The organism is Mesobacillus subterraneus, assembly GCF_020524355.2.
GTDB lineage: Bacteria > Bacillota > Bacilli > Bacillales > Cytobacillaceae > Mesobacillus > Mesobacillus subterraneus_C.
In genome coordinates this window covers 1,788,104-1,802,991 of record NZ_CP129019.1, presented here as the reverse complement: position 1 = coordinate 1,802,991, position 14,888 = coordinate 1,788,104, and the positions used below count along the sequence as shown (strand labels likewise).

The 14,888-nt window shown below is 39.4% G+C and carries 15 protein-coding genes and 1 pseudogene; 9 read left to right on the top strand and 7 right to left on the bottom strand.

Annotation, left to right across the window (positions count from 1 at the left end; all coding sequences use genetic code 11):
* The first annotated feature begins 322 nt into the window (after positions 1 to 322).
* Entirely contained in the window at positions 323 to 1,222 is a 900-nt protein-coding gene (locus LC048_RS09265) for a glycerophosphodiester phosphodiesterase (protein WP_226600807.1), read from the top strand.
* 111 nt (positions 1,223 to 1,333) lie between these two features.
* Here LC048_RS09265 and LC048_RS09260 read toward each other — a convergent pair.
* Positions 1,334 to 1,955: pseudogene (locus tag LC048_RS09260) on the bottom strand (pyridoxamine 5'-phosphate oxidase family protein).
* Positions 1,956 to 2,374: 419 nt separating this feature from the next.
* On the opposite strand from LC048_RS09260, the gene LC048_RS09255 reads away from it, so the two are divergent.
* Positions 2,375 to 2,740: a hypothetical protein gene (locus tag LC048_RS09255; RefSeq protein ID WP_306050051.1), complete on the top strand. Its 366-nt coding sequence runs from the start codon at positions 2,375 to 2,377 to the stop codon at positions 2,738 to 2,740.
* Positions 2,741 to 2,825: 85 nt separating this feature from the next.
* On the opposite strand, the gene LC048_RS09250 is transcribed toward LC048_RS09255, so the two are convergent.
* A complete protein-coding gene (locus LC048_RS09250; protein WP_306050049.1) occupies positions 2,826 to 3,833 on the bottom strand; it encodes a DUF3231 family protein in 1,008 nt (335 codons plus the stop codon).
* A 206-nt stretch (positions 3,834 to 4,039) separates the two neighbouring features.
* Between LC048_RS09250 and LC048_RS09245 the strand changes: the two genes are divergently transcribed.
* On the top strand, positions 4,040 to 5,578 hold the full coding sequence (locus LC048_RS09245; protein WP_226600803.1) for a GGDEF domain-containing protein: 1,539 nt from the start codon (positions 4,040 to 4,042) through the stop codon (positions 5,576 to 5,578).
* Positions 5,571 to 6,059: a hypothetical protein gene (locus tag LC048_RS09240; RefSeq protein WP_226600802.1), complete on the top strand. Its 489-nt coding sequence runs from the start codon at positions 5,571 to 5,573 to the stop codon at positions 6,057 to 6,059. The genes LC048_RS09245 and LC048_RS09240 overlap by 8 nt, the downstream gene beginning before the upstream one ends.
* A gap of 162 nt (positions 6,060 to 6,221) precedes the next feature.
* On the opposite strand, the gene LC048_RS25020 is transcribed toward LC048_RS09240, so the two are convergent.
* Complete coding sequence (locus LC048_RS25020; protein ID WP_226601035.1) at positions 6,222 to 6,359, bottom strand: DNA polymerase beta superfamily protein; 138 nt, start codon at positions 6,357 to 6,359, stop codon at positions 6,222 to 6,224.
* 108 nt (positions 6,360 to 6,467) lie between these two features.
* Here LC048_RS25020 and LC048_RS09235 point away from each other — a divergent pair, with 108 nt between their 5' ends.
* Positions 6,468 to 6,662 carry a CsbD family protein gene (locus tag LC048_RS09235; protein WP_226600801.1) on the top strand — a complete coding sequence of 65 codons (195 nt, stop codon included), beginning with the start codon at positions 6,468 to 6,470 and terminating at the stop codon, positions 6,660 to 6,662.
* Between the two features lie 53 nt (positions 6,663 to 6,715).
* On the opposite strand, the gene pssA is transcribed toward LC048_RS09235, so the two are convergent.
* Complete coding sequence (pssA, locus tag LC048_RS09230) at positions 6,716 to 7,411, bottom strand: CDP-diacylglycerol--serine O-phosphatidyltransferase (RefSeq protein WP_226600800.1); 696 nt, start codon at positions 7,409 to 7,411, stop codon at positions 6,716 to 6,718.
* Between the two features lie 257 nt (positions 7,412 to 7,668).
* On the opposite strand from pssA, the gene LC048_RS09225 reads away from it, so the two are divergent.
* Complete coding sequence (locus LC048_RS09225; protein ID WP_306050047.1) at positions 7,669 to 8,139, top strand: DUF2062 domain-containing protein; 471 nt, start codon at positions 7,669 to 7,671, stop codon at positions 8,137 to 8,139.
* Between the two features lie 213 nt (positions 8,140 to 8,352).
* Here LC048_RS09225 and LC048_RS09220 read toward each other — a convergent pair whose 3' ends face one another.
* Both LC048_RS09220 and LC048_RS09215 read right to left on the bottom strand, forming a co-directional pair.
* Positions 8,353 to 10,035 (bottom strand): glycoside hydrolase family 13 protein, encoded by a 1,683-nt coding sequence (locus tag LC048_RS09220; RefSeq protein ID WP_226600798.1) that lies wholly within the window; start codon positions 10,033 to 10,035, stop codon positions 8,353 to 8,355.
* Between the two features lie 136 nt (positions 10,036 to 10,171).
* Complete coding sequence (locus LC048_RS09215; protein ID WP_226600797.1) at positions 10,172 to 11,179, bottom strand: LacI family DNA-binding transcriptional regulator; 1,008 nt, start codon at positions 11,177 to 11,179, stop codon at positions 10,172 to 10,174.
* Between the two features lie 303 nt (positions 11,180 to 11,482).
* On the opposite strand from LC048_RS09215, the gene LC048_RS09210 reads away from it, so the two are divergent.
* Positions 11,483 to 12,019 carry a histidine phosphatase family protein gene (locus LC048_RS09210; protein ID WP_306050044.1) on the top strand — a complete coding sequence of 179 codons (537 nt, stop codon included), beginning with the start codon at positions 11,483 to 11,485 and terminating at the stop codon, positions 12,017 to 12,019.
* A gap of 16 nt (positions 12,020 to 12,035) precedes the next feature.
* Here LC048_RS09210 and LC048_RS09205 read toward each other — a convergent pair whose 3' ends face one another.
* Positions 12,036 to 12,593 carry a GNAT family N-acetyltransferase gene (locus LC048_RS09205; protein WP_226600795.1) on the bottom strand — a complete coding sequence of 186 codons (558 nt, stop codon included), beginning with the start codon at positions 12,591 to 12,593 and terminating at the stop codon, positions 12,036 to 12,038.
* Between the two features lie 125 nt (positions 12,594 to 12,718).
* On the opposite strand from LC048_RS09205, the gene LC048_RS09200 reads away from it, so the two are divergent.
* Positions 12,719 to 12,838: a DUF4023 domain-containing protein gene (locus LC048_RS09200; protein ID WP_192471571.1), complete on the top strand. Its 120-nt coding sequence runs from the start codon at positions 12,719 to 12,721 to the stop codon at positions 12,836 to 12,838.
* A 527-nt stretch (positions 12,839 to 13,365) separates the two neighbouring features.
* Positions 13,366 to 14,823, top strand: coding sequence for an IS1182 family transposase (locus LC048_RS09195; protein ID WP_226600794.1), 1,458 nt, complete (start codon positions 13,366 to 13,368; stop codon positions 14,821 to 14,823).
* Positions 14,824 to 14,888 lie beyond the last annotated feature (65 nt).

The following is a 14,888-nucleotide window of genomic DNA, read 5'->3' as shown; positions in this document are numbered from 1 at the left end:
TTCTTGCATGAATTAGACATTTTTTCTGAGATGAGTGGCTAGCAAAAGCGTCCGGCCCTTTAAGTCGCTTCGGTCCTGCCAAAGAAGCCAAATAATGACTTCAATGATCGGACCTATGAGGCAAAGGACGTGCAGACCCGGCCGCCATAAGATATGGCGTTATTGGCGGGAAGATCTTGTCGGGGACGACCAAGGTCCTTACGATTTTCATTTTGCTGACATATAACTTGGAAAGATGTAAATAATATTCACACTTAAGCACCAGCTATTTTTAGATCTCCATCATGCAATGCTTGAAATACTCTTAGGAGGGAAATTAGAGATGGTGAGGTATTTTCGCTGGATGGCAATCACAGCATTGTTCATTTACTTATCAGGAGCATCACCAGAGTTTGCTTTAGCGAAGATCTCATTAAATCACAAGCAATTATTGCCCATCAATATTTCTCATCGTGGTGCCTCAGGCCATGCCCCGGAACATACATTGCAAGCTTATGAACTCGGGAATGTCATGAATGGCGATTACATTGAAATCGATCTTCAAATGACGAAAGATGGAGAATTGATTGCACTGCATGACGAAACTATTGATCGGACAACGGAGGAAAAAGGCCTTGTCAAAAACCTAACACTAAGAGAAATAAAGAAACTTGATGCAGGCTCATGGTTTAATGTGGCTTTCCCTGAAAAAATGAGTACCGAGTATTCAGGTCTTAAAATCCCTACACTAAGGGAGGTGCTTGACAGGTTCGGTCCAGACTCGAAGTTTTTCATTGAAACCAAATCTCCTGAGGTCTATCCAGGAATGGAAGAAAAGCTAATAAATATACTAAATGAATATAACCTCATCGGTGTCCATCAGACGTTTGACAATGTTATTGTTCAATCTTTCAGTGTAGAAAGTTTAAGGAAAGTTCACGAAATAGATGATTCCATTCCATTGGTCCAGCTATTGTCTTATTACGCTCCAGCGGTTATCACCGATACTGAAGTAAGCAAAATCAAAGAATATGCGGTAGGGGTGGGATTACATTATACGGCAGTAAGTCCGGGATATATTAAGAAAATAAATGATTCCGGTTTAATGGTTTTCCCTTATACAGTCAACGAAAAAGAAGATATGAATATGCTTCTGGATTGGGGAGTCACAGGCATGTTTACCAACTACCCTGACCGGTTGAACGAAGTCATTCACAGCAGAACACTTGAAAACTTGAAATGATCAAAAATAGAAAGCTGCCATATGGCAGCTTTTTCACATATCCATTGGATTTTTTCAAATACAACTTATAGGTTGTGAACTTCCCGCATAACGATTAAAAATTGAAATCTTTTAATAAAGTCTATTTTTGTAACCTTCATCCAACCTCTTCTGTATATCAGCTTCTGAGGAACCTGGAATCCTGGCGTGTGCTGCTAAGATTTTTGCACCGGAAGGCAAAGAAGATGAATCGGCCCAGCTTTCAGGATCCCATAAGCCGGAACGCTTCAACGCTTTTCCGCACTGTATATAGCATTCCTCAACTTCTACTACGATTCCAAGGAGCGGATTCTTCCCGCCAGCTTTCATCCTTTCCAGCAGGTCTGGCTGCCGTGTCAAACTAGCCTTCCCATTGACTCTCAGTGTTTCAGACATCCCGGGTATTAGAAATAACAACCCTACCCTTGGATTGGATAATATATTTTTCAATGAGTCCATTCGCTTGTTACCGGGACGGTCTGGAATCACTAACAAATTCTTGTCCAGAACAAGCACAAATCCAGGTGCATCCCCCCCTCGGTGACGCATCTGTGTAGCCGTTTTCGTCAGAGGTAGATAAGACAATAAACGGTGATTGGTCTATGTAATTACGGCAATGATCGTCTATGAAAGATATGACCTTCCGTTTGGCCAGTTCACTAGGCTCCCCAAACAATGTCCGTAATTCTTGAAAGCTATTAATTACATGATTCATTAAATCATCTCCCCGTGTTAGTTTTCCATAAAATATACTTAAAAACTAATATACCAGTGTAAGGCTGATATTACTTCCATCTGGTAGAAATAATATTTCAGGATGGAATTCCCATTATTTGGATGACGAAAACCATTATAGAAGGTGCAGTATTGATATCAACCGTAAATACAAGATCATTTCTATTTGCATTTTTTATCGCTTCATCTGGTGATTTGATGTTTTCATTTTTATCAATTCCGGTACCATGCCTACTCTGACCGATGTCGTCAATTCTGATTGCTGACCGCTTCAAAGGATTAACATTAAATTGGTTAAGGTGTTATTTTAAAAGGGAATTACGCAGTCCAAAGGATTCTCTTTGATTTTCGGGGTATATTAACAACAAATATAAAAAGGCTTAGATGGAGGAATGGAAATTGAACAGATCGTTTCAAAATTTATTCAATAAAGCTAAAATGACTTTGAATCACGCATTCAGCCACGCGAAAGAAACCCTATATTCCATCACAGGTACATCGTCAGCATCTGTTCAGCAAATAGCTGATTTCGTCAGGAGTCACCCTGATGTTAAATTTGTGAAAAGGGATTATTTAGGGATGACTTTATCATTTTATGAACTCGTTCAGGGTGAAATGAGATACTATCTAGAGACAAATCATTCAAAGATCTTGCATCTAGATGTCCACTCCCATAATCACACTGTCGTAGCGTACCGTTCATACCGTGATCAATTATCGATTGATACACCAGTTAAGTTTCCAGATATGCAAAATGCAAAATAATTTCGAGTCCCCTCTCTATTCGTATTTCATCCTGCAAAATAATAGGGTGTCCCAAAACTCTATGGGACACCCTATTTTGAATCATTTATGTTAAACCGGACAACTTGTCCCGGTCATCAGCCATAGGAGGTTCCTCCAGCCATGAGTTTTTGATCATGATATTGGCACCATCCTCTGCATACAGTGCAATTTCAGGAATCAGTGAAGCATACTTCAGCCCAATATCCTTGCGGGGACTTGCTGCCATAGCGGCACCATAATTCCCTATCCCTGCTGCAATCATGGTCGAGACATGGAATAAGATAAGTTTATCTGAAAATACCTGTGTAGTACTGTCAGTTACTGCTGAATCCCAAAACATGGGGGCCGGAATGTCATTATTCTTAAGGATATCACTGAATAAATCGACGTGTTTTTGAGCGATTTTCTTTCCTCTCTGCAAATATCCCTTGACCTCTTTGTCCTGAGCCACTTGGATGAATCCCATGATTAGGGCCTTTCCTATTTGGTTGGTTTGTATATTCATGAACAAATGCGTCATTTCTATTGAGGTAAGTGCCCTTCTCCTGCTTTTAATCCCTGATAAAAATTTTTGTTTTTCGACAAAGTCAACCTTATCTGGAATTGATATAAACGGGGGCCTTATGTAAGTCCCTTGCTCAAGCATTGCCTCCCTTGTCAAATCCTGCAGTCCAATTGCAGATTTCAAGACACTTTTATGAAAGTTTATCACATCTGGCCGCGTGCCAAGACCGATTGCCGCAGTATTTGCCGTCATTCCAAGAATCGACATATGCCTTAGATACATCATTACGAAAGTATCTGAAAAAAGGCGTGGAGAATGGATATTCACATCTTTCTTTGTGAACCCAATTGGGTAGGGAAAGTCTTCACGATCAAAAATCTCTTTTAACAGAGATACGTTTTTTTGCGATGCGCCAAGAGCAAACTCCACGATTTCTTTTACCTTTTTATCGTCTATGTTGTTGAGAAAATACCCCATTACGCAGATAGAGACTGTATCATTGATATATTGAGTCCACAAACTGGACATTTCAGCCGCAGTAAGGCGGATTTTTGTCTTGTCCTCCATATTTACACCCCAATGCACTGATGATATCTTTATCTTTCCTAAACCTGCACATATTTATTTAATTATTTACCTGTAATAAAGATGAAAGGTTAATTTTAAGCGTTGAGAATCATAGCGGGTAATAGTTAAAATTATCCATTTCGATAAAAACAATCTATCTATTTTACAAAAAAATAGTAAAATAGAAGTATGATTCAAATTTAGGAGTGAGCAAGCTGAACGTAATTTTATTAATCATTGCAGCTATTGGAATAGCACTGACAGCAAATTTATTGAGATTTCATGTAAGCGCTTTTTTAAACCAACTGATCTTCTCTGCTTCATCATTGATCCTGGTTGAGATTGCAGTTTATTTTTATGGAAGCAATCAATTAAGCTGGACGATACTTTTATTCATCGCGACAGCGGGCTATTCTTTTAAATTAGTTGGGGGTATACTGGCTGCACTTATTAGTGTTCTTGTCGTTTATTTACATACAGAAGGCTTCCCTTTCGCTGTTCTCCCTGTTTATTTAGTGATCGGGTTGTGCGCAGGCTATATTTCTCAATATTTACTCAAGAAAAAGAAAGACCACCATCTCTGGATGTACATGCTAATGGATCAATCTAAGCATTTACAGGTCTTTCGCCAAGTAAGCACAACGATGCAGGGGACCCTTCAGCAGGATTTGCTTTTGAAAGTGATTTTGACTTCTGTAACCGCCGGCCATGGCCTTGGGTTTAACCGGGCGATGATTTTTCTTGCCTCCAATGAAACAAAGTCCCTTAAGGGGATCGTTGGTGTTGGCCCAATGGATGTAAGGAAAGGCTATGAAGTTTGGGAAAAGATTTCAGAAGACAGACTTAAACTCAGTGATTTAATTGAACATAACTTTGACAGCAATTTTACAGACCCTGAGTTGAATGATATTTTACGTTCAGTGGATATACCAATTGATGAACATAACGTGTTTGGGTTAGCGTTATCAAGTCAAAAACCAATTATCGTTCAAAAGATCGCAAAAGAGGATCTGTCACAGGTTCTAATTAAAGACTTGTTCCAAACTGAAGAATTCGCAGTGATTCCGCTAATTAACCAGGGAAAGAATATCGGAATTCTGATGATTGATAATATTGTAAATAAGAGAACCATTACCTTGATGGATACTGAAAATATCCTTCCTCTTGCGAACCAGGCTGCAATCGCTCTTGACCATGCTAATCTTTATGAACAAATTGAGGGAATGGCTTTGCGCGATGGCTTGACAGGTCTTCTCAACCAGCGGGCGTTCCAGACAATTCTTAATGAACACTTCCCGTATAACGGTGAAGGTTCTAATCCCCTATCGTTGATCATCTTTGATATCGATTTCTTTAAAGTATTCAATGACAAAAACGGCCACCTGCTTGGGAATGAAGTACTAATGAAGCTGGCCAAAGTCATTGTTAACTCATTAAGGCCTGGGGACTTTTCCTTCCGGTTTGGTGGAGAAGAGTTTGTTGTCTTATTGCCTGGCACACTTCTTGACCAAGCCGAAGTATTAGCTGAAACAATTCGCTCGAATATTGAGAAAGCAAGCTTTCCTGGTGAAAAGACCCAGCCCAACGGCACATTAACCGTAAGTATCGGATTAGCATGCACAGACCATTCGGGAATACTTACTAAAAATGAATTGATTGAAGCTGCTGACCAGGCACTATACAAAGCTAAAAGCGCAGGTAAAAATACAGTTGTTACTTTTAAGGAGTTTGTGCACATTGATTGAATTGGCATTTATTCTTGCTTCCCTTTTCTTTTTCATGACTTCCGCTTTGACAAGCAGACCCTTATATAACCTTTCACGAAAGCGTTATTCCAACCGGGTTACTGCACAATACGGTTTCAAGGTATCAGATCTGCATTATTCCTATGACCAAATGATTTACTTTATTTCAATGCCTACTACCTTACCGTATATAAAGAATTCGTTAATGGAGGACTTGGTTATTGAGCAAGATTATTCATCTTATTTTTTCCCGGTTCTTAAGGGTATCAAAATATCTCTAAAACAAAATGGCGAAAATATGTACCTTGCCTATTTACCAATTGGGAACTTCCGTCTGCCACATCTCGATAAGCTGCAGCATGAAGGCATTATTGATGAGCAGACATATTTAAGAATCAGCACCAGTAAGCTGCTTGATCCCGGCACATTGAAGGAAGTGCGCGAAGAGGTATATAAACAGCTGCAAGTGGGGCGCTATTAATTATGTAAGAGCCAGCATTGGATGCCGGCTCTTTTTACTTTTAAACTTCAGCAGTTTTACCCTTTTGATTTCGCAGGTCTACCTAGAAAACTATATTACTCCCAGGTTTTCTAAAAGTTTCTCGGAACAATTCGTTAAGTTTTTTTGTAGGATCGTCTGTTTTTAATAGTTTTGAATATAGATTAATCGGATATCATAATCACTGTCTGCTGAAGCCAATCCCAGCGCTCTGTTTCCAGCGTCACGTGTATAAAGTATTTTTACCTCATGTTCTTTTTCAATTTGATTTAAAACTGTTATAATCTGATCCTCATTTGCAAATATCCCACTTTCATAACCTACACTTAATAGTTTGCTTTCATTCTTAAAGGGTATAAAAGATTATACTCAAATAAAGGAGACCAAATTATGAATGACAAACAAACAGAAGGCGCATTTGACCAGGTTAAAGGTGAAGCCAAGAAGCAATTCGGCAAACTGACCGATAATGAATCTATGGAAGCTGAGGGCCGCCTGGATAAGGGAAAAGGAAAACTGAAAGAAACTACTGGTGATATGAAAGAAAATGTATCACGTGCTTTTAATGATTCGTCCAGAGATTAAAAAAGTCCATGAAAAAAGCCTTTGCTTTCTTAGCAAAGGCTTTTTTCATGGACTTAATCGATATGATTCTTATTTTTCCCTTTAACGAATCGATAGGCCAAATACGCTACATAGAGCGGAGTGGCGATATAAATCAAGTAAGGGAATTGGCTGTATGTCCCTTTCCATATGACGAAAAGTAAAGATCCAAGGAATATTGTCACGATTGTACCATATTTAGGAAGCGGTACTTCTTTGAAGCTTGGAATCCTAATTCTGCTGACCATGAGGAAACTCAGTGCTGTAAAAACAACAGTAGTAACGATATTTGGAATCATGTTACCAAATAAAGTGAGGATAGCCATAATTCCGCCTGCGGCAGTAATCGGCACCCCAATAAAATAATTTAGCGAAGATTTATCAGTACTGATATTGAACCTCGCCAAGCGATAAGCTCCGAATAACGGGAATAGCCCCGCTACCATTAAGCCCCATAATCCAAATTGGTAAAAGTATGTATAATAAACCAGGAACGATGGTGCTACACCAAAAGTGACGATATCCGCCAGTGAATCAAGTTCCTTTCCGAGCTGGCTGTCCGCTTTCAACATCCTCGCCAGCCTTCCGTCCATGCTGTCCAACATCATGCCGATCAAAATTAAAATGGCTGCATTGTTGAATTGGCCATTAGCCGCAAATCCAATTGATAGAAAACCGCAATACAGATTCCCAAGTGTGAACATGTTAGGAATCATTTTTGTAAACCGCATCAGTTGCATCACTCTCCGAACTTTTTTCTAATTCTGCTTATGCCTATTTTTACCCCAGTCAGCTAATAATCATGTTTATTTTATTATAGAATCGACGAAAATATAGTTTAACTATATCATTTTTTCTCATTCTGAATAGTGGTTACCAAGAAAATTCTTATCTAGAATTCAACTGGTGCATCTTCATGGAAGTAATTTGTAAAAAAAGCTATCAAAATGATTCATCAAATTGTATACTAATTTGGGGCTGGTGAATTATGATCAATAAGAACTTGCGCAGACTAAAATTCCTGCTTATAAAACTATTTAGAATAAAAGAGAACGCACATAATGTATCTCTAGGGTTTACCCTTGGTTTTTTAATCCACTTCATCCCATCTTTCGGCATGGGGACTATACTTTCGACCGTGGGTGCCAAGATCTTCAAAGGGAATCCTATAGCCGGCTTCATTAGCGGTGTAGCACTCATTTGGCTTTTCCCGTTCTTATTTTATTTGAATGTCATGGTCGGTGAAACCCTTTTCCCTTATAGTGTCTTCCCTTCTGCAGGAGGCATCCCCTCTCATGGTTTAGATGCCGGGATTCATTTAGGTGCCGTTTTTTTCATAGGCATGATCATTAATATCGTTCTTTTCGGCATGGTTGTATACTATCTAATTTATACAATCATGAGAAAATATCGGTTAAGCTTCCTTTCTTTAATAAAGAAATGGGATATAAAAAAATAAGGAATGGATAAAGCCAAGTGCTTTCCATTCCTTATTTTTTTCCTAGTTGACTTCAAGGAATTCAATCACCTCACCCTCATTGTCAGGACCGAAGGCAGTCCTCCATCCGTTGTTCAATGTATATGGGCCCTCATTAGTCTGAAGAGTAAAAGGTGACTTTCAATCAATTGTTTGAGGATATAAAAAGCTGCAAAATAGCAGCCTTCTCAAAGATTAATCCTGGATTTTGTATACAATTGCTTCATACGGCTTCAATGTAATTGCAGAACCGTATTCTGCGCTTGAATCGTAATTTGATATTAATATTTCATGTTTCTTACCTTGCAGTTCATCAGGAACATCAAATCTCTGTTCCTCTTTGGTGAAATTCAACAAGACAAGTAATTTTTGTGAATCCAATGTTCTTGTATAAACATAAATATTCTCATCCTCTGGTACGAGGATGTCATAGCTGCCATGTACAATGATTGGGTGCTCTTTCCGAAGCTGGATTAGCTTTCGGTAATAGTGATAAATAGAACTTTCATCTTCCACAGCCTGATTGGCATTAATATCCTTAAAGTTTGGATTTACTTGAATCCATGGGGTACCCGTCGTAAAGCCTCCATGCTCGCCATCGTTCCATTGGAAAGGAGTTCGGGCATTGTCGCGTCCTTTTACATAGATTGACTCCATTACTTTCGCAGGTTCGTCTCCATTTTGGTTCACTTTCTCATGATACATATTAAGGGTTTCGATATCCTTGTAGTCTTCAATAGAATCAAATCGTACATTTGTCATCCCGATTTCTTCACCTTGATAAATATACGGAGTTCCTTTCAGCATATGAAGAAAAGTTCCAAGCATTTTGGCCGACTCCACACGGTATTCTTTATCATTACCAAATCGTGAAACCATCCTTGGCTGATCATGATTGTTGAGGTAAAGGCTGTTCCATCCAATATCTTCGAGACCCTTTTGCCATTTTGTGAAGTTATTTTTTAAATCAGTTAGCTTCAAGGGCTTTAGGTCCCATTTCCCGCCGGGGCCTGAGTCCAGGTCCACGTGCTCGAATTGGAATACCATGTTGACTTCATTCCTGGATTCATCGGTGTAAAGCTTAGCTTCTTCTACATTGGCACCAGGCATTTCACCTACAGTCATCACATCATATTGCGCAAGCACTTCTCTGTGCATTTCCTGCAAATAATCATGAATTTTAGGTCCATTCATGAAGTATCTGCTTCCGGAAACATATTTTTTACCATCAGGATTTGGCGCATCAGGAAGTCCATCTACCTTTGAAATGAAATTGATAACATCCATCCTGAATCCGTCAATGCCTTTGTCCAGCCAGAATTTCATCATGTCATATACTTCCTGACGAAGTTTGGGGTTTTCCCAGTTTAAATCAGGCTGTTTTTTACTAAAGATATGCAAGAAATATTCTTCAGTATTTTCATCGTACTGCCAGGCAGAGCCGCTGAAGGTTGATTGCCAGTTATTAGGTTCTTCTCCATCTTTACCAGGTCTCCAAATATAATAGTCACGATACGGGTTGTCTTTCGATTTTTTTGACTCAACAAACCACTCGTGTTCATCAGAGCTATGGTTAACGACAAGGTCCATGATCAGCTTCATTCCTCTGTCATGCATTTCTTTTAAAAGAAGGTCCCAATCTTTCATCGTTCCAAAATCATCCATGATTTCACGATAATCGCTGATATCATATCCATTATCATCATTAGGAGACTTGTATACTGGTGAAAGCCAGATAACGTCTACTCCCAGCTCTTTTAAATAGTCGAGTTTTGTAATGATTCCAGGGATATCACCAATCCCATCTCCATTGGAATCCATAAAGCTTCTAGGGTATATTTGATAAATGACCGATTCTTTCCACCAATGTTTATTCAAAAAAAACCACTCCAAACTAATTTCTTTAGTAAAGGTACTTTTCGTAAACTTTGTGCTTCCATGACTATTCATTCATTTCCTATTCAGGCAGAAATATCAATGAGATTACAATTTAAGTAAACGTTTACGTTTCGTGTTAATTTAATTTTTTCACACTTTCCCGTTCGATGACAGTGTGAGACATAATCCTGCTTTCTACTTTTCTGCCCTGGTTCATCATCGTAAATAGCATATCTGCTGCAATCAACCCCATTTCTTCCAAGGGCTGAGCTACTGTTGTAAGCGGGGGAATCGCCATCTCAGCAATTGGCAAGTTATCATAGCCGATTATGGAGAGTTGATCCGGTATTTTAATGCCAAGCTTATAAGCAGAAGATATCGCCCCCAGTGCCAATGAATCGCTGGCGGCAAAGACAGCTGTCAAATCAGGAAATTGCTCAAGGAGTTTCGGCAAACCAATGAAACCATCTTTAAACGAGAAACCTTGTGAATGGATTATATGTTCACTATTTATGTCCAGTCCTCTTTGAGCCAACGCTTGTTTATAGCCGTCTATTCGCGGTTGGCCAGCAATTATGTCATCTCTATTTCCGCTGATCATTCCGATTTTACTATGCCCCATTTTTATCAAATAATCAGTCGCAGTGAACGCTGCATGCTTATCATCAACTTTAATGTAAGGCAAAGAGTATTGATACGATTCCGTCGAGATAAGGACAACCGGTATCTCCATGGACTCTAGCTTTTTATAATACTCTTCGGTTATCAATTCACTGACAAACAGTATACCGTCCACCCTTTTTTCGGTTAATAGCTGCAAGTACTTCATCGTTCTCTGTCCATGCGAAGCCGTATTGCAGACAATCACACTTGAATTTAAACGATGCGCAGCTTCTTCAACACCTCGAAGGATCTTTGAAGAAAATTGGCTCGAAACCTCAGGGAAAATAATTCCTACTGTATTGGATTTATTACTGATTAAACCGCGGGCAAATGCGTTTGGCTGGTAACCTAGCACTTTTATCGAAAGAAGAACTTTTTCTTCAGTTGCTTTAGAATACCCTCCCTGACCATTTAAGACCCTTGAAACAGTAGCAATCGAGACATTTGCATTTTTTGCAACGTCCTTTATTGTATAACTCATTAACGACCAACCCTTTACGTAAACGTTTACGTTCAAATTAATCATATTATGGTTTTAGGATAATATCAACCTTGTCTATTAGAAAGTTCAACTCATGGGTCTATTAAAAGAAAAGCTTGAAGACCGAAACCTTCAAGTTAACTCTAGATATTACTCTGATTTTCTACGTTTACTCTTAGGAGTGAAGACACGCCCTTTTTATAAGGTTCCTCTTTTTCTTGAACTAACACAAATGATTCTTGAAGGTATTTGGGAGACATCTGGTGAATTAATAAGAATATTACAATGATTAGGGTGATTAAATTGAAAATCGGATTGTTACGGCATTTTAAAGTGACATTGGGTTATCCACGTAAGCTTGTCACTTCTCAGGAGCTTCTTAGTTGGCAGCAGGAGTATAATGAATCCAAAATCGAGGAAGTGGTGATAGATCATCAGGGACAAAAGTGGAGCAAATGTTACTCAAGTGATTTAGAGAGAGCGAAGATTACGGCATCCAGGGCTTTTAAAGGAAATATTATTTTTTTGGAGGACTTGCGTGAGATGTCTCTTTACCCAGTCGTCAAAACTCAAATGCGGCTTCCTCTCTGGCTCCATGTCACTTTAATAAGACTTGCTTGGTTTTTGGGACACAATTCACAAAAGGAAAGTAAAAAAGAAGTCATTAGGCGGATTAACAAGGTTTTGGATGAAGCGTTAGTACATGATGAAGATATTTTGATTGTAGGTCACGGAGGAATAATGATGTTCATGAGGAAGGAGTTACTTAAAAGAGGTTTTTCAGGCTCGAAATTTAACAGGCCTGAAAATGCCACAGTTTATATTTTTGATAATGAATAACTATAGGCGCTAACCTTTAAGCGTCTTCTTTTATGATTGCATACATTTTAACGTCATAATGAGCACCTTTAATATAGATGAATTTCCTTAAAATGCCTTCGAATTCCAATCCAGCCTTCTCCATTACACGCTCTGAACCTCTATTTTCCACAAGGCTTTTTGCCTGTATCCTAACAAGGTCCATTTCATTCATTCCAAACCTGATCAGTTCTTTAGCTGCCTCGGTAGCAATCCCTTTCCCCCAATAGTCCATTGATAGTGCATAACCGATTTCTGCAGTTTTATGCTGAGGCTGCCAGGACACATAGTCAACAGTGCCAATAAGTTTGTTGTCCTCTTTATGGTGGATGCCCCATGGAGCGATTTTCCCTTCCTCATAAAGACCAAGAATCATTTTCACATACTCCTCGGTCGCTGCTCTTGTTTCATGCTCTCCCCAAAAAACATATTTTGCTACCTCAGGGTTGGAAGCATAAGTATGTATATCATCAATATCTTCTAGACTGATTTTTCTTAATATCAATCGTTCCGTTTCAAGCTGCGGCAGACTTCCATATATATCTTTTATTTTCAAAACTTTCACTCCTGACATGTGATGTGTAACTCTTATTTTACTCTACTGGTACATGAATTACATGAATGAATTGATTCAGGATAGGAAAAAGTAACGACGAGCCATTTATTACAGGAGGTACTATTATGGAGAATACCCACGAATTTGTTCAAAAACTGCACGATAAACAGAAGAAAGATGAACAAAACAGAAAACGTCAGGGAAAAGAAAATCCGAGTGATAAGCTTCCAAATAAACAACATTAAATTAAAAGCGCATGCACCTTGGTCAGCCATGATAAGCACTGGAGGGCCGACCGGTGAAGTCGTTCTTTGACTTCATCAGGCGGCCTGAAGTGTCTCGAGCTGCTCAAAGCTAAAGCTTTTCGCAACATACTAAAGGAAGCATTCTCAGGGATGAAAAACTGGGTAAGCGCTGGAGCTAGAAAATACGCCTTGATAAGCTCGGCTGGGACACAAAAACAGACCGCAATTTGGAGGCCACTGAAAAAGTCCTTAAAGGTTGGCCTTGTTAAAATGGACCGGTTGATTTCCACTCCAGGTTGCTTCGCTTTCCGCGGGGCGTGCGGTGAGCTTCCTCAGCGCTAAAGCGCCTGCGGGGTCTCACCTGTCCCGCTGATCCCGCAGGAGTCTACGCACCTTCCGTTCCAATCAACCTAGTGCTACTAAACCTTATTTAGACAAACTATAAACCGTTCAAATCCTGACTTTTTTAAGGGATTTGGGCGGTTTTTATTTTAATAGAATTAATCTAGTCGAAATGGGTGGTTCCAATGATGTCAATGCAACAATCAATCAAACTAAGTCCTTATATGGGTCTCTATGACCTTATCGTGCCAATGGATAATATGTTGCGCCAGATTAATGATCTGGTTGACTTTACTTTTGTTTATGAAGAGCTCAAGGATAAGTATTGCCTTGATAACGCCAGGAACGCAATCGATCCCATTCGTATGTTCAAATATCTATTATTAAAAACCATCCATGACCTTTCGGACGTGGATATTGTTGAGCGTTCGAAGTATGATATGTCGTTTAAATATTTTCTGGACATGACTCCAGAAGAGGAAGTTATAGACCCGAGCTCCCTGACCAAATTCCGTAAATTGAGGTTAAAGGATATTAACCTCCTGGATTTACTTATTAATAAAACGGTGGAGATTGCTTTAGAAAAAGAGATCATCAAAAGCAAGTCCATTATTGTTGATGCCACTCATACAAAAGCCCGTTATAATCAGATGAAACCAAAGGAAATCCTGATGGAGCGTTCCAAGAAGCTAAGGAAGGCAATTTACCAAATCGATGAATCCATGAGGTCCAAATTTCCTTCCAAGACAAAGACTGATGTGTTGGAGGATGAAATTGCCTATTCACAGAAACTCATTGAAGTGATTGAAAAGGAAGTGACCCTGATTCAATACCCGGTAGTAAAAGAACAGCTGAACCTATTGAAAGAGACGGTCGCAGATGACCTCGAACAGATCAAATGCTCAAAGGATCATGATGCGAAAGTGGGACACAAGACGGCAGATTCCTCTTTCTTTGGATACAAGACCCACCTGGCAATGAGCGAGGAACGAATCATTACGGCAGCTGTTATTACGACAGGCGAGAAAAACGATGGCAAGCAACTTCAAACCCTTATTGAGAAAAGCGAAGAAGCAGGTATACAGGTTGAGACTGTGATCGGCGATGCGGCGTATTCAGAAAAAGACAATATTAAGTACAGTAAAACAAACAAAATCAACTTGGTCGCAAAATTGAATCCAAGTGTTACCCAGGGATTCCGCACAAAGGAAGACGAATTCGAATTTAATAAGGACGCTGGGATGTATGTCTGTAAAGCAGGACACCTCGCAATCAGAAAGGCTCGCACCGGAAAGAAAAACACTGGAAGGAATCAGGTGGAAACCTATTATTTTGATATTGAAAAATGCAAGCGATGTCCATTTAGGGCTGGATGTTATAAAGAAGGAGCGAAGAGTAAGACATATTCTGTTTCTTTAAAGTCAACTGAGTACCTAGACCAGGCAGAGTTTCAGGAAAGTGAATACTTTAAGCAGAAGTCCAAGGAGCGCTATAAGATTGAAGCGAAGAATAGCGAGTTAAAACACAGACACGGGTATGATGTTGCCACATCCTCGGGTCTAATTGGCATGGAAATGCAAGGCGCCATGTCCATTTTCACGGTCAATTTAAAGAGAATTTTAAAACTGAAAGGGCAACAATAGAGGCCAAAGGGGACAAGAAACTAGAAAAAAAGCCGATCCAATTCCAAAAATATGGAATTGGATCG

Bases quoted from the DNA above. Each gene is read 5' to 3' on its own strand.
- LC048_RS09265 (WP_226600807.1), top strand. From the start codon at position 323: ATGGTGAGGTATTTTCGCTGGATGGCAATCACAGCATTGTTCATTTAC.
- LC048_RS09250 (WP_306050049.1), bottom strand. From the start codon at position 3,833: ATGGAGGACAAGACAAAAATCCGCCTTACTGCGGCTGAAATGTCCAGT.
- LC048_RS09235 (WP_226600801.1), top strand. From the start codon at position 6,468: ATGAATGACAAACAAACAGAAGGCGCATTTGACCAGGTTAAAGGTGAA.
- pssA (WP_226600800.1), bottom strand. From the start codon at position 7,411: ATGCGGTTTACAAAAATGATTCCTAACATGTTCACACTTGGGAATCTG.
- LC048_RS09225 (WP_306050047.1), top strand. From the start codon at position 7,669: ATGATCAATAAGAACTTGCGCAGACTAAAATTCCTGCTTATAAAACTA.
- LC048_RS09215 (WP_226600797.1), bottom strand. From the start codon at position 11,179: ATGAGTTATACAATAAAGGACGTTGCAAAAAATGCAAATGTCTCGATT.
- LC048_RS09200 (WP_192471571.1), top strand. From the start codon at position 12,719: ATGGAGAATACCCACGAATTTGTTCAAAAACTGCACGATAAACAGAAG.
- LC048_RS09195 (WP_226600794.1), top strand. From the start codon at position 13,366: ATGATGTCAATGCAACAATCAATCAAACTAAGTCCTTATATGGGTCTC.